Origin of the sequence: Xanthomonas sp. WHRI 8932A, assembly GCF_035012785.1 — a bacterium.
Taxonomy (GTDB): Bacteria; Pseudomonadota; Gammaproteobacteria; order Xanthomonadales; family Xanthomonadaceae; genus Xanthomonas.
Window position 1 is genome coordinate 134209 of record NZ_JAYGQQ010000005.1, and the last position, 20762, is coordinate 154970.

The 20762-nt window shown below is 64.2% G+C and carries 17 protein-coding genes and 1 other RNA gene; 13 read left to right on the top strand and 5 right to left on the bottom strand.

Annotated elements, in window-relative coordinates:
- Positions 1-3 precede the first annotated feature (3 nt).
- Positions 4-1686 carry an alpha-L-fucosidase gene (locus VC212_RS09625; protein ID WP_323515420.1) on the bottom strand — a complete coding sequence of 561 codons (1683 nt, stop codon included), beginning with the start codon at positions 1684-1686 and terminating at the stop codon, positions 4-6.
- A 205-nt stretch (positions 1687-1891) separates the two neighbouring features.
- Positions 1892-4573 (bottom strand): TonB-dependent receptor, encoded by a 2682-nt coding sequence (locus VC212_RS09630; protein WP_311238675.1) that lies wholly within the window; start codon positions 4571-4573, stop codon positions 1892-1894.
- 719 nt (positions 4574-5292) lie between these two features.
- Between VC212_RS09630 and VC212_RS09635 the strand changes: the two genes are divergently transcribed.
- On the top strand, positions 5293-6291 hold the full coding sequence (locus VC212_RS09635) for a glucokinase family protein (protein ID WP_323515435.1): 999 nt from the start codon (positions 5293-5295) through the stop codon (positions 6289-6291).
- A 483-nt stretch (positions 6292-6774) separates the two neighbouring features.
- On the opposite strand, the gene VC212_RS09640 is transcribed toward VC212_RS09635, so the two are convergent.
- Both VC212_RS09640 and bioA read right to left on the bottom strand, forming a co-directional pair.
- Positions 6775-7509: a 16S rRNA (uracil(1498)-N(3))-methyltransferase gene (locus VC212_RS09640; protein ID WP_323515419.1), complete on the bottom strand. Its 735-nt coding sequence runs from the start codon at positions 7507-7509 to the stop codon at positions 6775-6777.
- Positions 7500-8918: an adenosylmethionine--8-amino-7-oxononanoate transaminase gene (gene bioA / locus VC212_RS09645; protein WP_323515417.1), complete on the bottom strand. Its 1419-nt coding sequence runs from the start codon at positions 8916-8918 to the stop codon at positions 7500-7502. Before bioA ends, VC212_RS09640 begins: the two co-directional genes overlap by 10 nt.
- Before the next feature lie 41 nt (positions 8919-8959).
- Between bioA and nudE the strand changes: the two genes are divergently transcribed.
- From nudE to VC212_RS09700, 11 genes are all read left to right on the top strand, one after another.
- Positions 8960-9508, top strand: a complete 549-nt coding sequence (nudE, locus tag VC212_RS09650; protein WP_055849296.1) for an ADP compounds hydrolase NudE — start codon at positions 8960-8962, stop codon at positions 9506-9508.
- Positions 9505-10305 (top strand): 3'(2'),5'-bisphosphate nucleotidase CysQ, encoded by an 801-nt coding sequence (gene cysQ, locus VC212_RS09655; RefSeq protein ID WP_104616722.1) that lies wholly within the window; start codon positions 9505-9507, stop codon positions 10303-10305. The genes nudE and cysQ overlap by 4 nt, the downstream gene beginning before the upstream one ends.
- 179 nt (positions 10306-10484) lie before the next feature.
- Entirely contained in the window at positions 10485-11339 is an 855-nt protein-coding gene (mazG, locus tag VC212_RS09660; protein WP_115528626.1) for a nucleoside triphosphate pyrophosphohydrolase, read from the top strand.
- Positions 11336-11671, top strand: coding sequence for a YnfA family protein (locus VC212_RS09665; RefSeq protein ID WP_055849305.1), 336 nt, complete (start codon positions 11336-11338; stop codon positions 11669-11671). The genes mazG and VC212_RS09665 overlap by 4 nt, the downstream gene beginning before the upstream one ends.
- 157 nt (positions 11672-11828) lie before the next feature.
- The gene (locus VC212_RS09670; protein ID WP_055850368.1) at positions 11829-12794 is read left to right on the top strand and encodes an SPFH domain-containing protein; all 966 of its coding nucleotides are present in this window, start codon (positions 11829-11831) and stop codon (positions 12792-12794) included.
- Positions 12795-12797: 3 nt separating this feature from the next.
- On the top strand, positions 12798-13232 hold the full coding sequence (locus VC212_RS09675; RefSeq protein WP_055849309.1) for an NfeD family protein: 435 nt from the start codon (positions 12798-12800) through the stop codon (positions 13230-13232).
- Positions 13233-13392: 160 nt separating this feature from the next.
- Entirely contained in the window at positions 13393-14502 is a 1110-nt protein-coding gene (gene gcvT / locus VC212_RS09680) for a glycine cleavage system aminomethyltransferase GcvT (RefSeq protein WP_323515415.1), read from the top strand.
- A gap of 137 nt (positions 14503-14639) precedes the next feature.
- Positions 14640-15035, top strand: coding sequence for a glycine cleavage system protein GcvH (gene gcvH / locus VC212_RS09685; protein WP_055849316.1), 396 nt, complete (start codon positions 14640-14642; stop codon positions 15033-15035).
- 419 nt (positions 15036-15454) lie between these two features.
- A complete protein-coding gene (locus VC212_RS09690) occupies positions 15455-16045 on the top strand; it encodes a hypothetical protein (protein WP_323515414.1) in 591 nt (196 codons plus the stop codon).
- Positions 16035-16514 (top strand): histidine biosynthesis protein HisIE, encoded by a 480-nt coding sequence (locus VC212_RS09695; protein WP_082473483.1) that lies wholly within the window; start codon positions 16035-16037, stop codon positions 16512-16514. Before VC212_RS09690 ends, VC212_RS09695 begins: the two co-directional genes overlap by 11 nt.
- A 511-nt stretch (positions 16515-17025) precedes the next feature.
- Positions 17026-17101, top strand: a non-coding RNA gene (locus VC212_RS09700) — sX9 sRNA.
- A 379-nt stretch (positions 17102-17480) separates the two neighbouring features.
- On the opposite strand, the gene VC212_RS09705 is transcribed toward VC212_RS09700, so the two are convergent.
- On the bottom strand, positions 17481-18824 hold the full coding sequence (locus VC212_RS09705; protein ID WP_193552498.1) for a serine hydrolase domain-containing protein: 1344 nt from the start codon (positions 18822-18824) through the stop codon (positions 17481-17483).
- 367 nt (positions 18825-19191) lie between these two features.
- Between VC212_RS09705 and VC212_RS09710 the strand changes: the two genes are divergently transcribed.
- A complete protein-coding gene (locus VC212_RS09710) occupies positions 19192-20562 on the top strand; it encodes an MFS transporter (RefSeq protein WP_323515413.1) in 1371 nt (456 codons plus the stop codon).
- Positions 20563-20762 lie beyond the last annotated feature (200 nt).

Below are 20762 nucleotides of genomic sequence, written 5' to 3' on the forward strand. Positions count from 1 at the left end.
CCGTCAGGGAGTAGGGGTAGAAAGGTCGATGCGGAACACATACGCGCTCTCGCCAACCGGCTTTGCGGGGAGGCGCAGATGCAGGCCATCGGCGCGTTGTTCGAACGGGATCTTCTTGCCGTTGGCCAGCAAAGTGACCCCGCGCACGCCATCGGCGGCGTTGAGCGAGCGGATCACCGTCTCGCCATCGGTCGGCCAACCCAGCTCGATCGCATACAGCGCGCCATCGCGGGTGGTGAAGCGGAAATCGTCGGACGTATACGGCTTGGTCTTGACGTCCTGGAAGGTGCCGCCCACCACTTCGGTCGGGCCTTCGCCATACACGCGCCACGGCTTGCTGTCGTAGATCGCGCCGCCGTTGGTCTTGAGCCACTTGCCGATCGCCAGCAGGATGCCGCGCTCGGTGTCGGGGATCGAGCCATCGGCACGCGGGCCGATGTTGAGCATCAGGTTGCCGTTCTTGGCCACCACATCGGCCAGCATGTGGATGATGAAAGTGGGCGATTTGTAGGTGTCGTTTTCGATGTAGCCCCACGACGCATTGCTGACCGAGGTATCGGTCTGCCAATGGGTGGGATGGATGCCGGTGAGCTGGCCGCGTTCGATATCCAGCGTGCCGGCCCCTTCGGGGAAGGCGCCCAGCTTGTAATTCACCACCACGCCGCGATCGGCCTCGGTACGCGCCGCGCCCTGGTTGTAGTAATACGCCAGCATCGTTGGCAGGCTGCGCCGGAACGTTGGGTGGGCAATCCACCAATCGAAATAGATCAGGTCCGGTTGATAGGTATCGATCAACTCGGTGGTGCGCGCCAGCCAGTCGTCCAGCCAGGCCTGCGACACCGGCGTCCAGTCGTTGGCCACATCGCCGTCGTCCTTGCCCGGCAGGCGCACCTGCGCCGGGCCGTACAGCGCTGCATAGCGCGGGTCGTTGACGTCGGAATCGAACTTACGCCCGCCATCGAAGAACCAGTTGTGTTCGGCGCGGTGCGACGACAAACCGAAGTGCAGGCCTTGCGCACGGATTGCGGTGGACAGCTCACCCAGCAGGTCGCGCTTGGGCCCCATCTTCATTGCGGTCCAGTCCGACAGCTTGGAGTCGTACAGCGCAAAGCCGTCATGGTGTTCGGCCACCGGCACCACGTAGCGCGCGCCGGATTGCCGGAACAGCTTGGCCCAGCCAGTGGGGTCGAACTTGGGCGCGGTGAACTTGGGAATCAGATCCTTGTAGCCGCTGGTCGCTTGCGGGCCGTAGGTCGCCACGTGATGGGCGAATTCCTTGGAGCCTTGCAGATACATGTTGCGCGAATACCACTCGCTACCAAACGCCGGCACCGAGAACACGCCCCAATGGATGAAGATGCCGAACTTGGCATTGTCGTACCACGCAGGCGATTGATACGCCTTCAGCGCAGCCCAGTCGGGGCGGAACGGACCCTTGCGCGCGCCAGCTTCGGCTTCGCGCACCAGACGCTCGCGTTCGGGAGCGTACTTGGCGGTGGCATCGAGCCACTGCTGGTCGATGACCTCGGGGCTGAGCGTGGTGGCGGTGGCTGCAGTGGGCGATTGCGCGCTGAGCGTGGCAGCAGGCAACGCCAGCAGCAGACCGAGCGCGAGCATTCGCGTTCTGGGTGCAGCTCCGGCGTGGCGGCGGAATGGAGCCGCATGGATGCGGCTATCGGTCGTCATGGGAACTGCTCCTCTAAGCGAAACGTGTCGGTTGCATGCAGCCGGCACGTGGATGGCAAAAGCGGGCCTGGCCATGCTCCCTCAACCGCGAAGGGGCGTGGCCAGTACCACTCCTTGGTACAACATCGACCTGTGCGCTGCATGCAACGCACAGGTCAAAAAAAAGCGCGCCACCGTGGAGGGTCGGTGGCGCGCCGGTGCTACATCAGAACTTGAAGTTGAGCTGGGCCTGATAGCCGCGGCCGTTCTTGTAGAACGCCGTGGGGGTATCGCGGGTGTTGCTGAAGACCCGGTAGGTGGAATCCAGCAGATTGGTCGCGCCGACGGTGATGCCCATGTAGTCGGTGATCTGGTACGAGGCGTTCAGATCCAGCTGCTTGTAAGCATCTGCAAAGTCACGCGACTCCAGACGACCGATCTGGGTGAAGTACTTCGAGCGGTAGCTGTAGTTCACACGCACCATCCAGTCGCCGTGTTCCCAGTAGGGGATCACGTTGTAGGTATCGCGCGACAGGTACGGCAGATTCAGACCAGAGCTGGAGTCGGACTCGGCAAAGGTGTAGTTGGCCTGCAAACCGAAGCCCAGCCCGAAGCTCTGCTGGTAATTGACCGACACACCCTTGACCTTGGCATCGGACACGTTGACCGGTGTGGTCACCTGGTACAGGCCAGCGATGGCCGGCGGTGCCGGATTCAGCTGCTGGGTGACCGTGGTGTTGACGATGTAGGAACTGATGTCGCGGTAGAACACTTCACCGGACAACATGCTGGACGGAGCGAAATACCACTCGGCCGCCAGATCGTAGTTGGTGGACTCGTACGGCTTCAGATCCGGGTTGCCGCCGTTGGCGGTCAGGTTGCCGTTACCACTGTTGACAGTGAACGTACCTGCCAGATCGGCGTAACGCGGACGGGCGATGACCTTGGCCGCCGAGAAGCGCAGCACGGTGTCGTCGGTGATGTCGTAGGCGATGTTGAAGCTCGGCAACGCCTTGCGGTAGTCATTGGTTTCGGCCACGCGCTGGAAGCTGGTGCCGCCGTCATTGCTCTGCCAGAACTGCGACTTGTCGGTGGTGTCGACCAGGCGCACGCCGACGTTACCGCGCCACTTGCCGGTCTCGTAGTTCAACTGCGTGTAGACGTTCTGAGTGATTTCCTTGACGTCGAACGACGCGCCAAAATCGGTGCGGTACGGGCCCTGCGGCTGCGACAGCAAGTAGCTGCGCACGGCGCCCAGGTTGGCGGTTGGCCAGGTGGTCAAGTCGCCGCTGGCACCCAGGCCGTCGTACAGGCTGCTGGGTGTGGTGCCTGGGTTGAACTGCGTCAGCGACACCGGGTCGGTGGTGTTGATGCGGTTACCGCGGGCGTCGACGCCGTTGTTGTGGTTGATGTACTTGTAGCCGAACTGCAGCTTGGTGAACGGGCCCCATTCCAGGTCGCGCGCGGCATCCCACTGGAAGTACTTTTCGTCGTCCTTGCTCTTCTGGTAAGCGATACCGCCGGCCTGCATGATGCCGGTGGTGGTGCCCGGGATATTGCCTTCCTGGCCCGGCGCCAGGCCGGCGGGGTTGCCCGGCAGTGCCCAGTTGGAGGCGCCGCCGTTGTCGTAGTTGACCGACGTATTGCTGCCGTCGAACGCGTAATTGTAGCCACCGTCCTGCATCAGGTACTTCATCAGGTATTCGGGGTTCTTGCCACCTGTGGCCTCGGTGTAGCCGGCCTGGGTGGTGAATACCCACTTCTCGCCGGACCAGTCGTGACGCAGGTTCAGGCTCTTGGTGGTGACGGTGCTCTCGCGGTAGTTCGCATCCAGCTGCGCGTACGGCTGACCGGCTGCGCCATCGCTGACCGTGGCCGAGGTCACCACGCCGTTCTGCACATTGGCCTGGGTGATCTTCTGGCGGTCGTCGTTACAGGCCGGGCACACATAGCGCGCCTGGCTGAAGTTGTTGTACTTGCCCTTGATGTACAGACCGGTCAGGTTGAACTCGTTCTGCTCGTTGGGCTTCCACTGCAACGCACCCTGCAGGCCGCTGCGCTCACGGGTCTGCTGGAAGAACGCGCTGCTGATACCGGCCGGCACACGTGCGGTGGCCACATCGCTGCCGTCGCCGGTGATGGTGGCCGTCGGCGGAATGCCGGCGCCGGTGGTATAGCCGAAGTACTCGATACCGGCACGTGCCAGGTCCTGCTTGTCGTGCGTGGCGGAGATCAACGCGCCGAAGGTTTCGTCGTCGTTCTTCCAGCTCCACAGCGCCGAACCGCGCGGATTGCCTTCTTCGGAACGGTCGTTGTAGTTGTAGCCGACCGAGCCGCGAATGGTGTTCTTGGGCAGGTCCAGCGGCTTGCGGGTGTGCACGATCACGGTGCCGCCGATCGAGCCTTCATCGATGCGCGCTTCAGGAGTCTTGTAGACCTCCATCAGACCGATGATTTCCGGCGACAGCAGGGTGTAGTTGAAGGTACGGCCGCTGGTGTCGGTCGGATTGCCGCCCCAGTCGCCCGAGGCGATGGTCTGGCCGTTGAGCAGCACGCGGTTCAACGCCGGGTCGGTGCCGTTGATGCTGACCTTTTCGCCTTCGCCGAACTGGCGGTCGACGCTGATGCCCGGCAGGTGCGACAGCGATTCGGCCGCATTGATGTCCGGGAACTTGCCGATGTCTTCGGCGCTGATCGCATCGACGATGGAGTTGGCCGAGCGCTTGACCGCCTGGCTCTTCTCCAGCGACGCGCGGTAACCGGTGACGGTGATGGTGTCCAGCTCGGTGGTGGCCGACGGCGTGGTGCCAGCCGGAGCTTGTTGTTCTTGTCCGGCAGCCATTGCAGAGCCGGAGCAGTACAGAGCGGCGGTGATACAGAGTGCTAACGTCGTGGTGCGGCTGTGCATGGCTAAACCTCATTGGTTAGTGCTGTGAGTGCGCATGGCCCGTAGTGGGCACAACGCGCTCGGCGTGGCCGGCAAAACAACACGCCCTGACCGATCGCGGTGATCGCACTCCGTGCTCCGCAATGGCAGCAGGTGGCGTCGATGCGCGTGGTAGAGGAGGTGTCCCCCGTGTGGTGAAGCGGTGGAGCGAATGCGACATCGGCGAGTCGAACGTCGGATGACGCGCCACTCACGAATCTGGCGTGGCAGGCGAGGGAAGCGCCGTTCTTCAGTACCGAACAGTTGCTGGCCCCTCCTGCCAGAACCCCGATTTGGATCGAGTCTCGCGTAGCGTTGACAGCGTTGTCAACACATCGTCACAGATCTCTGAAGCGGTTGCGATTGCGCTGCAATGCAGCATTTTTTGCGACGGGATCGTCGAAGTCGCTGAGAGCGTGCGCACATGCGGGATTCCGCCAGCAACACGCAATTGGCGGCTTCTATGGCCGGATGGCATTCCACTGGTACATACGCGGTTTTTATGCAGAAATCTCCGTGATGCATGCGGATTTTTCGTGGATGATGGGCGGTGCGGGAGAATGCCCTGATCGTCGCCGCCACGGTTGCGTTACAGGGCGATTACTGACAACGTTGTCTACCCGCTGCCGTTCGTCGGACAACGGGACATGACGCCAGCCCGCTGCCACTTATCAGGAGAATGCGTGAGCGCAAGCAGCCCAATGGAAGCGGTGGCCTTTCCGCGCCCCGACACCTTCGTTGCCGCAGACGTGGGAGGGACGCATGTGCGCCTGGCGCTGGTCTGCGCAAGCACCGATACGCGCAAGCCGGTCACCGTGCTGGAGTATCGCAAGTACCGCTGCGCCGATTATCCGGGCCTGGCCGAGATCATGTCCGTGTTCTTTGCCGAGATGGGATGCGCGCCAGTGCGGCGCGGCGTGATCGCCAGTGCCGGTTATGCGCTGGAAGACGGTAGCGTGATCACCGCGAACCTGCCATGGGTGCTGGCGCCGGAACAGATTCGCCGCCAGCTCGGCATGCAGGCGCTGCATCTGGTCAACGATTTCGAAGCGGTCGCCTACGCGGCCAATTACATGACCGGCAATCAGGTCATGCAGCTGTCCGGCCCCGCTCAGGGCGCGCCCGGCCCGGCGCTGGTGCTCGGTCCCGGAACCGGGCTGGGCGCGGCGGTGTGGATTCCCAACGGCGCAAACCCGATGGTGCTGCCGACCGAAGCCGGCCACGCCGCGCTTGCCGCCGCCAGCGATCTGGAAGTGGCCTTGCTGCAGGAGCTGCGTCGCACGCGCACGCATGTGGGCACCGAAACCTTGTTGTCCGGTCCGGGCCTGTTGAACCTTTACACCGCGTTGGCCGCGCTGCGTAGCGAGCCTGCCGTGCATCAAGGCCCGGCCGATGTCACCGCCGCCGCATTGGCCGGTAACGACGTGCTCGCGCGCGATGCGTTGCAGGCGTTCTGTGGGTTCATGGGTAGCGTGGTCGGCGACATGATGCTGCTTTACGGCATCCGTAGTGGTGTCTATCTGGCCGGCGGGTTCCTGCCGCAGATCGCCGAGTTCATTGCCGCCAGCGACTTCACCGCCCGCCTGCTCGACAAGGGCACGCTGCGTCCTGCCCTGGAGCAGGTGCCGGTCAGCATCGTCGAACACGGCCAGCTCGGCGTCATCGGCGCAGCCAGTTGGTTTTTGCAGCACGGCCGCTGACGCACGACACACCGTAGGGGCGCACTTGGGCGCACTTGGGCGCGATAGGGCGTTACCGGTGACGCTTCTCGGCCCGGGTGCGCTCCTACGCATTGGCCGGGCGTCGTGCGTCTTTGCAGTAATTCCACTCGTGCTGTATCGGGCCTACCGGCAATCGCATCGCCACACGCCGTAGGAGCGCACCTGGGCGCGATAGGGCTTTACCGGTAAGGCTTCTCGCGCCCGGGTGCGCTCCTACGCATTGGCCGGCGTCGTGCGTCTTTGCAGTAATTCCAACTGTGCTGTATCGGGCCTATCGGCAATCGCATCGCCGCATTCCGTAGGAGCGCACCTGGGCGCGACGGGGCTTTACCGGTAAGGCTTCTCGCGCCCGGGTGCGCTCCTGCGTGGGTTGCCCGCCACCGTGGGGGATCGCCAATCGTTCGGTCACACGAGGCGCGACGCTACCTACACTGCGCATCAGCGACCTGCACGTCCTCGAACCTACAGGTCCCCGAACCGCGCCTGCAACGCGGCGATGGCGGCCAGGCCGGCGGTCTCGGTGCGCAGGATGCGTGGACCTAATTGCAGGCCGGTGAAACCGGCAGCGGCGAGCGTGGCGCGGTCGCGTGGCGACCAGCCACCTTCCGGCCCGATCGCCACGATGAGCCCCTGCTCGACATCTGCACTCAGGGTGGACAGGCGATGCTCGCCCTGCGGGTCCAGGGTCAGCCGTCGCGCCTGCGGGTCGCTGGCCTGCGCAGCTTCTTGCAAGCCCAGCGGCGCGGCGACGGTCGGCACGCGTGCGCGGCCGGATTGTTCGCAGGCCGACACCACCACACTGCGCCAATGCGCGATGCGTTTTTCCATGCGCGCTGCATCGAGCTTGACCTCGGTGCGCTCGGCGTTGACCGGCACGATGGCGGCCACGCCCAACTCGGTGGCTTTCTGCAGGATCAGGTCCATTTTTTCGCCGCGCGCGATGCCCTGGAGCAGCGTGATGCGTAAAGGCGATTCGTTGGACAGCGCTTCCGCACGCTCGACCAGCGCACGCGCTTCGCGCTTGCCGGCCACGGTGATCCGCGCGTGGTAGTCGCTGCCATCGCCGTTGAACAGGATGCAGGCATCGCCCTCGCGCAAGCGCAACACGCGCAGCAGATGATTGGCGGACTCTTCGGGCAGGGTCACTTCCTGGTCGCACTGCAGCGGCAACGCAACATGGGACCGGGTCAGGCGCATGCGACGGCCTCGTCGATGGCGTGACGGGTGGTTGCGGCAAGCAAGGCCAGTTGCGCCTCATCCACACAATACGGTGGCATCCAGTACAGCACGTCGCCCAGCGGGCGCAGCACCACGCCGCGCTCCAGCGCCGCGCGATACGCCTTCAATCCAACCCGTGCCGCGGCGGGGAAGGGGGTGCGTTTGTCGCCGCCCTGGGTCAACTCGAAGGCCACGATCATGCCGGCCTGGCGCACGTCCGACACCGCGCTGTGCTTGCCGATCTGCGCAGCGAGGGCGCTCATGCGCGCGGCGGTGTGCTGGTTACGCGCAATCACTTCGTCGTCTGCGAAGATCTGCAACGTCGCCAATGCCGCCGCGCACGCCAGTGGGTTGCCGGTATAGCTATGCGAATGCAGAAACGCGCGCTCGCGCGAATCGTCCAGAAACGCGTCGTATAACTGCTGCGTGGCCAGCACTGCCGACAGCGGCAGGAAGCCGCCAGTCAGTCCCTTGGACAAGCACAGCAGATCGGGCATCACGCCGGCCTGTTCGCAGGCGAACAGGGTGCCGGTGCGTCCGAAGCCGGTGGCGATCTCGTCGGCGATCAGGAATACGCCATGCGCATCGCACAATGCGCGCGCACGGCGCAGATACGCAGGGTGATACATGCGCATGCCGCCGGCGCATTGCACCCGTGGCTCCAGTATCAACGCGCAAATTTCGCCCGGCAACTGTTCGAACAGTGCCTGCAGTGCATCGGCCGCCTGCAGTGCGTAGTCTTCTGCGCTCTGGCCCGGCTCGGCCAGGTAGGCGTCGGGCGACGGCGCAAACAGCGATTGCAACAACAGCGGTGCATACACGCGCCGATACAACGGGATGTCGCCGACCGACAGTGCGCCGATGGTTTCGCCGTGATACCCGTTTTCCAATGCGATGAAACGCGTGCGGCGATGCTCGCCACGGTTGTGGAAATAATGGAAGGCCATCTTCAAGGCCACTTCGACGCCGGCCGAGCCGTTGTCGGCATAGAACACCTTGGACAGCGGTGGGCGGTCGGGCTGGCGCGGCGCAATCGCCAGCAGGCGCTCGGCCAGCTGCACTGCCGGCGCGTGGGTGAAGCCGGCCAGCATCACCTGCTCCAGGGTGCCGGCCTGCTGCGCGATGGCCGCGCCGATACGCGGCTCGGCATGGCCGAACAGGTTGGTCCACCAGCTGCTGACCGCGTCCAGATAGCGACGGCCATCGTGACCGATCAGCCACGCACCCTGCCCACCGGCGATAGGGACCAGCGGAAGCGTGTGCGGATGCTCGCGCATCTGCGTGCACGGGTGCCACAGCACCGCAAGATCGCGTTGCCGCCAATGTTCGGCAGCTTCGGAGGCTGCAGGGTCTGCTAGGATTTCGGGCTCATGAACATGTCGATGCATCTGCCTATTCTATCGGTCCGCTCCGCGGCTGCGTGCCACGCATGAGCCCGCGTCTGCCGACCATCCACAAGATCACCGATCTTGGCGACGGGCCGTTCCGTCGCCAGCAACTGGATCTGGAGTTTTCCAACGGGCAGCGCCGTCTCTACGAACGGCAACTCAGCCAGGGCCACGGTGCCGTGGTCGTGGTGCCGATGCTCGACGCGACCACCGTGCTGCTGGTGCGCGAGTACGCCGCCGGCGTGCACCGCTACGAGCTGGGTCTGGTCAAGGGGCGCATCGATGCCGGCGAGACGCCGGAGCAGGCGGCCGACCGCGAGCTCAAGGAAGAAGCCGGCTACGGCGCGCGCCAGGTTCAGGTGCTGCGCGCGATGACGCTCGCTCCTACTTATATGAGTCACCAATCCTGGTTGGTGCTGGCGCGCGACCTGTATCCCGAGCGCCTGGTCGGCGATGAGCCGGAAGAGATGGAAGTGGTGCCCTGGCCAATCGCTCGTCTGGACGAATTGATGCTGCGCGACGATTTCTCCGAAGGCCGCTCGCTGGCCGCCTTGTTCATCGCGCGCGAGTGGCTGGAGCGCAACCCATGATCCGTATCCCGATGGAACTGCGCGAAACCGTGATCGCTATTGCCCGCGAAGCGGGTGAGGCCATCATGCAGGTGTACGCGCAGGACTTCGCGGTCGAGATCAAGGACGACGCCAGTCCGTTGACCCAGGCCGACCTGGCTGCCAATCGCGTCATCGTCGATGGTCTGCGTCGGGTCACGCCCGACGTGCCGGTGCTGTCGGAAGAATCCGCGCACGTGGCCTGGGAAGAGCGGCAGTACTGGACCAGCTACTGGCTAGTCGATCCGCTGGATGGAACCCGCGAGTTCGTCAAACGCAACGGCGAGTTCAGCGTCAACATCGCCCTCATTCACATGGGCGCGCCGGTGCTGGGCGTAGTGCAGGCGCCGGTCGATGGCCGAGTCTGGTACGCCGCACGCGGCGAGAACGCGTTCCGCCGCGACGGCGACCGCGACGAGATGCTGCACACCCGTACACCGGCCGCCACACCCTTGCGGGTAGCTGCCAGCCGCTCGCATCGCGACGCGCGCACTGCAGCCGCGCTGGAGCGCATGGGGGAGATCGACGTGGTGGCGCAAGGCTCGTCGTTGAAGTTCTGCCGCATCGCCGAAGGCGACCTGGATGTCTATCCGCGCTTCGGCCCCACCTCCGAATGGGACACCGCGGCCGGCCAATGCGTGTTGCACGCTGCCGGCGGTGTGCTGCTGGCCGGCGGTTCCGGCAAGCCGTTCCGCTATAACCGCCGCGACACCTTGCTCAATGGCGACTTCATCGCGCTGGGCGATCCCAGTCTGCCTTGGCGCGATTGGCTGGCCTGAGCATGCCCGCCTGCCGTGTGCGCGTCACACGCCAGGCAACACGGATGCGCAAGGTCGTGATTGGCTGACCGGTACACTGCGGCGGCATCGCGCGTCGGAGTTGCTGCCACGCGCAATGCCGCACTGCGTCAGCGCTCTCGCCGCGGATGCGCCTTCCAACATCGCTCCAGGAACACACCATGCTCCAGACTCCGCCCACCGGCGATATCCACCGCCTGCTGCAGTTGATGGCGCGCCTGCGCGACCGTGAGCACGGTTGCCCCTGGGATGTGGAGCAGAGCTTTGCCACCATCGCGCCGTACACCATCGAAGAAGCCTACGAGGTCGCCGACGCGATCGATCGCAACGACCTGCCCGGGCTGCGCGACGAGTTGGGCGACCTGCTGCTGCAGGTGGTCTTCCATGCGCAGATGGCGTCCGAACAGGGCGCGTTCGACTTTGCCGACGTCGTCGCCACACTCAGCGACAAGCTGGTGCGCCGACACCCGCATGTGTTCGCGGCGCAAACGGCGGACGATGCGCAGGCGGTGAGCGCCAACTGGGACCAGATCAAACGCGAAGAACGCCGCGCCGCAGGACACCAGGACGACTCTGCACTGGCCGGCATCGCGCGCGGACTGCCCGAGTGGCAGCGTTCCACCAAGTTGCAGTCGCGCGCGGCGCGGGTGGGCTTCGATTGGCCTGGCCCGGCGCCGGTGCTGGAAAAACTGCAGGAAGAAATCGAGGAGCTGCGGGTGGAATTCGCCCGCGGCCCGGTAGCCGACAATCAGGCGCGGCTGGAAGACGAACTGGGCGATGTGCTGTTCGTCTGCGCCAATCTCGCGCGACATGCCAAGGTCGATGTGGGCGCCGCGCTCCGGCATGCCAATCTGAAATTCGAACGGCGCTTCCGTGCGATGGAAGCGCAGGCGCACGCGCAGGGCACCACGCTGGATGGGTTGTCGCTGGGCGCGCAGGAAGCGCTGTGGCAACAGGTCAAGCGCGACGAATCCCTCGCCGCGGTGCCGGATGCCGGCGCCGTGCCCGGCGCATGAGCGCCGCGCTGACCACACTGTTGCTGTTTGTCGCCACCGCCGTGGCCGAACTGGTCGGCTGCTACCTTCCTTATCTATGGCTACGCAAAGGCGGCAGCGCGTGGCTGCTGCTGCCCAGCGCGCTGAGCCTTGCAATCTTCGTGTGGCTGTTGAGTCTGCATCCGACTGCCAGCGGACGCGTGTATGCCGCCTATGGCGGGGTCTATATCGCCAGTGCCTTGCTGTGGTTGTGGTGGGTGGACCGCATCACTCCGACGCGATGGGATCTGCTCGGCGCCGCCTGCTGTCTGCTCGGCATGGCCGTCATCATGTTCGCGCCGCGCAACGTCTGAGCCTGGCGGTCGTGTGATCCGCGCACGCCGAGGCGCTTGCTGCCCGACGCGGCAATGGTCGCGAGCGCATTCCTGCACAGCATCCCCAAGCCGGTGACGGGCAGCGCGGGTGCATACTGCTGCAAGGATCGACTCGTCATATGCAAGGGGGATGCACATGTTTCCGACTTCGTTTTTGGCCATGGCCGTTCTGGTCGCTGGCGTCATCGTGTTGTTCAAGACCGTGCGCATGGTGCCGCAGGGATTTCAGTGGACGGTGGAGCGCTTCGGCCGCTACACCCACACCCTGAGTCCGGGTCTGCACTTTCTGGTGCCGGTGGTCTACGGCGTGGGCCGCAAGATCAACATGATGGAACAGGTACTGGACGTGCCCAGCCAGGACGTCATCACCAAGGACAACGCGGTGGTACGCGTGGACGGTGTGGTGTTCTTCCAGGTGCTGGATGCCGCCAAGGCCGCCTATGAAGTCTCCAATCTGGAGATCGCCAGCATCGCGCTGGTGCAAACCAATATCCGTACCGTGATCGGTTCGATGGATCTGGACGAATCGCTGAGCCAGCGCGAAACCATCAATGCGCAGTTGCTGAGCGTGGTGGACCAGGCCACCAACCCATGGGGCATCAAGGTCACGCGAATCGAAATTCGCGATATCCAGCCGCCGCGCGATCTGATCGACTCGATGGCGCGGCAGATGAAGGCCGAGCGCGAAAAGCGCGCGCAGATTCTGGAAGCCGAAGGCTCGCGTCAATCGGAGATCCTGCGCGCGGAGGGCGAGAAGCAGGCGGCCGTGCTCGAAGCCGAAGGCCGCAAGGAAGCCGCCTTCCGCGACGCCGAGGCCCGCGAGCGTCTGGCCGAGGCCGAAGCCCGCGCCACCCAGGTGGTGTCCGATGCGATCGCCAACGGCAGCGTGCAGGCAATCAATTATTTCGTCGCACAAAAGTATGTGGAGGCGTTCAAGGCACTGGCCACCGCGCCCAACCAGAAGTTCGTGCTGATGCCGATGGAATCCAGCGGCATCATCGGCTCGCTCGCCGGCATCGCCGAGCTGGCCAAGGAAGCGATGGGCAAGCCCGACGCGCCAGCCGTACGCATGCCGCCGATGCCGCCGCGTGCGGGAGGCTGAGCCATGCGCTGGGACGTTGTGATCTGGGCGGTGCTGGCGCTGCTGTTGATCGCCGCAGAGACGCTGGTGCCCGGCGCGTTTCTGCTGTGGATGGGGATTGCCGCCGCCGCCGTCTGCGTGCTCGTGTTGGCGCTGCCGGGCATGTCGCTGCTGGTGCAGATTGTGGCGTTCGTCGTGCTCAGCTTTGTGTCGGTGCAGGTCTATCGCACCTGGTTCCGCGGCAAGGGGCGGCAGAGCGATCGCCCCTTGCTCAACAGACGTGCCGAGCAGTTGATCGGCCGTCGTGTGCTGCTCGATCAAGCCATCCACGATGGCCGCGGTCGCGCCAAGGTCGACGATGCGTTCTGGGTGGTCAGTGGTCCGGATCTGCCTGCCGGCGCGCCGGTGCGCATCGTCGGCGTCGATGGCATGACCTTGCAGGTGCAAGCCACTAGCTGATCGACAAGCAAGGCGAGCAGCCCTGCCGCACATTGCTGCAGTGCGGCGTGCTTGTGCCCAATTGCACGGTTGGGCCGGTGCTGCGTCTGCGCAGTGACGGGGTTACCCGCAAGCACGGCCAGGCAGCGATAATGGGCATCTTTCCCTTGGACCGGCGCCCATGACCCAGAAGACCATCCTCAACGACACCCATCGCGCGCTCGGCGCCAAGATGGTCGACTTCGGCGGTTGGGACATGCCGATCCACTATGGCTCGCAGCTGGACGAACACCATCAGGTGCGTCGCGACGCCGGCATGTTCGACGTCAGTCACATGACCGTGGTCGATCTGCGCGGCGCACGCGTGCGCGAGTTCCTGCGCTACCTGCTCGCCAACTCGGTGGACAAGCTCAAGGTCTCCGGCAAGGCGCTGTACACCTGCATGCTCAATCCGCAGGGCGGGGTGATCGACGACCTCATCGTCTATTTCATGACCGAAGATTTTTTCCGTCTGGTGGTCAACGCCGCTACCCGCGAAAAGGATCTGCAGTGGATCGGCGAACAGGCCGCACGCTTCGAGGTACGCGTGGAAGAGCGCGGCGACTTCGCGATGATCGCCGTGCAGGGCCCCAACGCACGCGCCAAGGTCATCGAACTGGTCGATCCGGCCGACGCCACGGCAGCGAGCAAGCTCGGCCGTTTCGCCGCACTGCAGACGCGCTCACGCGATGGCATCGACCTGTTTGTTGCGCGCACCGGCTACACCGGCGAAGACGGTTTCGAAATCGTGTTGCCGCAAGACGCAGCGGTCGCGTTCTGGAATGCGCTGCTCGCGCAGGGCGTCAAGCCGGCCGGTCTGGGTGCGCGCGATACCTTGCGTCTGGAAGCGGGCATGAATCTCTATGGGCAGGACATGGACGACGCGGTCACTCCTTATGAGGCTGCGTTGGCGTGGACGATCACCCTGGACGAAGGCCGCGACTTCATCGGTCGCGCCGTGCTCGAAACGCAAAAGGCGCAGGGCGCACCGCGTCAACTGATCGGTGTGGTGATGGATGAGAAGGGCGTGCTGCGCCACGGCCAGAGCGTGTTCACCGTCAGCGGCGAAGGCGAGATCCTGTCCGGTACCTTCTCACCGACGCTCGGCAAGGCGATCGCATTCGCACGCGTGCCGGCCGGCAGCATCGACGACCTGCGCGTGGACATTCGCGGCAAGCAGGTCCCGTTGCGCGCGGTGAAGTTTCCGTTCGTGCGCGACGGTCAGGCGCAGCCCGGCGTTCTTGGCGAATAAATCGCAAGATGCCGGTCGCAGTGGCCGGCCTCCTGTCACCTGATGCAGCCCAGCCATACCGACACGCGTGCACCTGTCTTGTCGCGCGGTCTAAACTAACCACCTGTCCCCAACCCCAGTTTCCCCGGAGCACACCCATGAGCGAGATTCCTGGCGACCTCAAGTTCCTCAAATCCCACGAGTGGGCCCGTGTCGAAAGCAGCGGCCGCGTGACCGTCGGTATTTCCGACCACGCGCAGGGCTTGCTGGGCGACCTGGTCTACGTCGAGCTGCCGAGCGTCGGCGACACAGTGCAGGTCGGCAACGGCGCGGCGGTGGTCGAGTCGGTCAAGGCCGCATCCGATGTCTATAGCCCGGTCAGCGGCACCGTGGTCGAGGTCAACGGCGCGCTGAGCGACAAGCCGGAAACCATCAACGAAGACGCCTATGGCGAGGGCTGGATCTTCGTTGTCGAACTCGACGACAAGGAGCAGCTCAACGATCTACTGTCGCCCGACGACTACGCCGAGCTGCTCGAAGACGACGACCACTGAGTCCGTCTTCCCTGCTGCGCACGGATGGCCGCTCTCAGAGCGGCCATTTTTTTTTGGCGCGCCGCCGCTGTGCGGTGTGTGTTCGAGATCGAGGGGGCGGTTGGGCAGCCACCTGCACGTGCTGACACTCGCAGGCTGGAAGGGCGGTTGGCGATGCGCTGACGCGATGCGCGTGGAGGCATCCATGCGCGATCTGTCGCCGCACAACCGCCTGCATCCCGGTGCGCCGGATTTCTGACGTGAGTCGCTCGTGAGGGTCTGGGGTGTGCTCGGTGAAAAAAATTCGACGCTCGCAACATGCATCGATGACCGATCGACGTTGCGCAACACGCTGTCGGCGATGCGCAAGCGCACCTGCATGGCGATCGAACGGCGCAATAAGTTTGCGCATTTCTGCTCGTACGACGTCGGAAGCGGAGTTGTCGGATAAAAAATTTTCAGCTGGCGGACAGGCGGCAAGCGATGCCGCAACGCGCAGCGCATCGTCGCAGCGTTACCGCGCCCTGCATCGTGCGGATTTAGAGCACTTGAAGAAAACAGCGGAAAAGAAGTGCTTTTTCGCTAACGCTGTTGCGTGGGCGCGCGCTTCCAACCCATCCAGCTTGCCGCGCGCGGTGCGTTTGCCCGACGTCGATGGCGAACATGGCAATGGTCGGCTGAAAAAAAAATGCAAAAGAGTGTTGACAGTAAAAAAAAGCGTGATTAGGTTTCGCCCAGCAGACATTGCTGCGAAAGAGAGTGAGCAGAATCGACATCGAGCCGACACGCTTGTTCAAGACGTCCACCGAAGCACACTCAATGGTGGAGTCGGGTCCGCTTCTCTCCAAAAAAGCAGTTGTCGTTTCGACTACGCACCCGTGTCGCCGTTCGATGCGGGTGTTTCTGTATCCGTCCCGTCGCGCATTACCTGCGGACGGTACCCGACGACGGCATGCCGACGCGGGGTTTGGTTCAACTGGGCGTTTCACCTCCATAGTTCACTGACGAGGAGCCAATTACATGGCCACTAAAAAAGCTGCGAAAAAGAAACCCACCGCCAAAAAGGCAGTGAAGAAGACCGCCGCCAAGAAGGCGACCAAGAAGGTCGCTAAGAAGGCAACTGCCAAGAAAGCAGTGAAGAAGACTGCTGCCAAGAAGGCCGTCAAAAAGACTGCCAAGAAGGCAACCGCCAAGAAAGCAGTGAAGAAGACTGCCAAGAAGGCAACCAAGAAGACTGCCGCCAAGAAGGCAGTGAAGAAGACCGCAAAGAAGGCGACCAAGAAGACTGCCGCCAAAAAGGCCGTCAAGAAGGCCGCCAAGAAAGCAGTGAAGAAAACTGCCAAAAAGGCAGTAGCGAAGAAGGCGACCAAGAAGTCCGCCACCAAGAAGGCTGCTACCAAGAAGCCTGCTGTGAAGAAGGTCGCCAAGAAGAAGCCGGCCGCTCGCAAGAAGAAGGCCGCTCCGGTCGCGCTGCCCGCAACTCCGGCACCGCTGATCTGATCTGCAACACCCGATCGCCGTAAACATCGAGCTCTCTCCCCGACGCCCAGCGGGGAGGGAGCTTTTTTATTGCACGGCTCCGTGACCACGTCCGATGCAGCGCGCGAATGCCGACCGCCATCGAGGCGACACGGTTCGCGAGGTGGCACGGTCTGGAGCTGTAGCCAACCGCCAACGCCAACGCCAACGCCGAGAGCTTCTTAAAAAGAGAGTGCTGCGCGACGCATTGACGCGTCCGATGCATCTCCCAAGGCTGCACTTGCGTTGAGGCGGCGATGCTTCCAACCCGTACCGAGATCGGCATCGGTATCGGCGTTCCCGAGGGATTGTTCGGCCACCACTTGTCCAGTCCGATTCCCTGGGCCATTGGTCAGCTGGATGCAATGACAGTTCGCCGCCGTCGCACTGCCCGACGCCCGTCTCCCGACCACGCGACAGCCAGATGTTTTAGAGCAGCTAACAACACGACTGTGCTCACCGTCAGGCGAGCGCGGCCGGTGCTCGGTGCCGCATGGACCACACGTCCACTCCGGTTCTGAGTGTGCGGTCCACACCACCAGACGACTGCTCGCGACGTGTTGTTAGCGCTCTTGGTCCGATACGTTGTGGTGCAGGGTGTCGTGGATCCAGCAATGACGCGTGCGGCAGCCTGACGGCGCCTGCGAGCCGGCGTCTTCGCACGAAGAAGGCGTGATCAAGGCGCCTACATCTACTCGCGTCGATCCGCTGTCCAGCAACCGCATCCACTCTCTACATGCAAAAACGACGTGCAGCGGCGACGAACCAAGCCCAGCAGGGCGCCCAGATGCAGTATCGCGTTGTAGCGTTGTAGCCAAGCACGCTGCCCAGCACATGCCTGGCGCCAGGGCGTTCAAACCACCCGCAGACTCCAGCGATCAGAAACAACACAGGCGGCCAAGGCCGCCTGTGTTTCAGCATGCACCGCTACGGTGCCGGCGCTTCGCCTTAGCGCGGCGATGCCACCGACTTGCCGGACGATGCGCCCTTGCCAGCCGGGTCGGCCTTCTCTGCCAGCATGTTCTCGCTGCCGAAGTCGCCGTCCACATCGATATCCAGCCAACGCTTGGTCGGCAAACCGAGGGCGCGGTCCAGAATGGTCGGCAGCATGCCGGAGGGCAGGCCGCTTTCGCCATTCCACATGATGGCGATACCGACGTCGCGCTCGGGCAGCAACGCGACCAGGCCGCGGTAGCCCTGCACCGCACCGGCATGGAAGACCACCTGGTGGCCCGCATAGTCGAACACGCGCCAGCCCAGCGCGTAGCTGGCCGCGTCCACGCGCTCATGGCGCCAACCCGAACGCATTTCGCCCGGCGTGGAAATCAGTGGCGCGTGCAATGTCGCAAGCAGCGGCGCAGGCAACACGTCGGTGCGATGGCCGGTATGTGCGAGCAGCCATTGCGCCATGTCGCTGGCGCTGGCATTGACGCCGGCAGCAGGAGCAAGACGGTAGTAAGTGGGCTTGGGCGTGAGCGACACCCAGCCGTTGCGGCTGCGCACGTGCGGGCGTGCCCAATGCGGACTGGCCTGGATGCCGGCCAGACCCATGCTGGCATCGTTCATGCCGAGCGGCTTGAAGATGCGGCGCTCCACCGATTGCTCGTAAAAACTGCCGGAGGCGGCGAAGACCACATCGCCGACCAGGCTGAAGGCCACGTTCTGATACGCATAGCAATCGCCTGGCGCGCACCGCAGCGGCGCGGCGGCCAGCTTGTGGCTCAGCGAGTAATAGTCTACGTTGGATTCGATATCGCGGTCGTAGGCATTGCGGGTCAGGCCGACGCGATGACTGAGCACCTCGGCGACAGTGAGCTGCCGGGTGGCGACGTTGTCGCTCAGCTGGAAGCCGGGCACGTAGTCGACCACCTTGCTGTCCCAACGCAACACGCCATCGTTGACCAGCAGGCCAGCCATGGTGCCGGCGAAGGCCTTGGACAGCGACGCCAGGCGGAACACGGTATGCGCATCGACCGGTTGCGGGTGATTGACGTCGGTGACGCCATAGCCGCGCGCGCTGAGCACCTTGCCGCCCTGCACGATGGCCATCGCCATGCCGGGCACACGGTTGCCGTAAGTCAACTGGTCGGCCATCGATTCGAATGCCGCCACGTCGAAGCCGGCGGCCGGCGCCAACACGCTGCTGGCCGGCAACGAGGTGCGATATGGAAGCGGGGCGGTGGGCGACTGCGCGACGGTCGCCGGCTGCAGCGCATAAGCGGTGGGCGCGGGCGTCTGTGCCGTGGAAGAGAGGGCCAGAGGCAATAACGCCCCGAGCAGCCCGATGGCCAACGGACGGAACCGTCGGCGCCTGCGCATTACTGTCATGGTTGTCCCGCCTGTTCCACTGCTTGGAGCGATTCTAGCCCCGCGCTTCGCAATAGCACAAACTGCCGGAAGATGAATGGGCATCATATTGATCCTATTGACGATTTTGGTTCAGAAATCGGGCTGCTCAGGGCCGTGGCGACGCCACGCAAGGTGCATGCGAAGCGGGTTGCAAGTGCCGTGCCGGGGCAGCCCACGTGCGCGTCGCAGCGTCCTGCCTCCGCCGCTGGTGGTGCTGCGCCGCATCGGCTAACTTGCGCGCTACTTCGTCAGGTGCCGCCGCCGCCATGTTCTTGTTGTCGGGCTCGTTCGCACGGGCGATGTTGACGCCATGACCCGTCCCTCTTCCCCGCGCTCGGCGGCTGGCCGTCTGGGCGCTGCGCTGCGCAGTTCGCCACCGCTGGCGTGGTCGTTCCTGTATTTCTTCTGCCTGCTCAGCGGTTACTACGTGCTGCGTCCGGTGCGCGAGGCGATGGGTGCATCGTCGGATGTGGCCGCGTTGTTTCCGGCCGGCATGATCGGCTTCTTTGCCGCGCACGGCATGCCGCTCAAGGACTTCACCTTGCAGGTGCTGTTTACCTGCACCTTCCTGATCATGCTGCTGCTGCAGCCGGTGTACGGCGCGGTGGTCAGCCGCTATCCGCGGCGCGTGTTCCTGCCGCTGGTCTACGGGTTCTTCATTGCGACCCTGCTGCTGTTCTACGTGCTGTTCGACAGCGGCGTGCCAGGGCGCGGGATGGCGTTCTTTTTGTGGCTGACGGTCTTCAACCTGTTTGCCGTGGCGGTGTTCTGGAGCTTCATGGCCGATGTCTTCAGCAATGCCGAAGCGCGCAACTACTACGGCTATATCGGCGCGGCCGGCACCCTGGGCGCGTTTCTCGGGCCGATCCTCACTCGCACCTTGGTCGAGCGCATCGGCATTGCGCACCTGATGCTGGTGTCGGCCGGGTTCCTGACGGTCTGCGTGGTGTGCGTGCTGCGTCTGCGCCTGTGGGCGGTGGCGCGCGAGCAGGAGCGTCAACTGGACTCCGGCGAGGTGCCGATGGGCGGCGACGTGCTGGGCGGCCTCAAGCTGATCGTGCGCGAGCCGTTGCTGCGCTGGCTGGCGTTGATGACGTTATTCGGCGTGGGCGTGGGCACCTTGCTCTACAACGAGCAGGCGGCGCTGGTACGGCGGCTCTATACCGATGCGGCGGCCAGCACCGCGTACTACGCCAGTATCGACCTGGCGGTCAACGCGCTCGCACTGGTGCTGCAATTGTTGGTGACGCGCGCGCTGTTGTCGCGCTTCGGCATCGCACCGGCGCTGCTGATTCCGGGGGTGGCCATTACCTTGGGATATGCGGTGCTGGCAGCCTCTCCGCTGCCGCTGATGATCGCCATCGTGCAGGTGATCACGCGCTCCAGCGAGTTTGCGCTGGCCAAGCCGGCGCGCGAAACCTTGTACACGCGAGTCAGTCGCGAATGGCGCTACAAGGCCGGTGCGGCGATCGACACGGTGGTCTATCGCGGCGGCGACCTGAGCTTTGTTTGGATCCACAAGCTGGTATCGGGCTTGGGCTCCACCGCGGTGTTCGGGGTTGGTCTATTGGCGGCGGTGGGCATGACACTGGGCACGTTCGGCCTGCTGCGCGAAGCACGCAAGTTGCCTGCAGAGCGCGACGGTGTGGCGGACGGGCGCGCAGCGGAGTCGCAGGGCTGACACGCGCCACCTGCTTGCAGCTGCGCAGGGCGGCCTTGCCGGGACATCCATGGAGCGATGGCGCGCGCATAGTCGGGCGGCCAGGTAATGACGCGTGGTAGCGCTTGTACGGGGCATCTATCCCGCGACTGCGCGCGCACCCCTCAGCCAGCGGATGACAGCCAGCACGCGACATCGTTCATCACGCGTGGGCCAGTGCT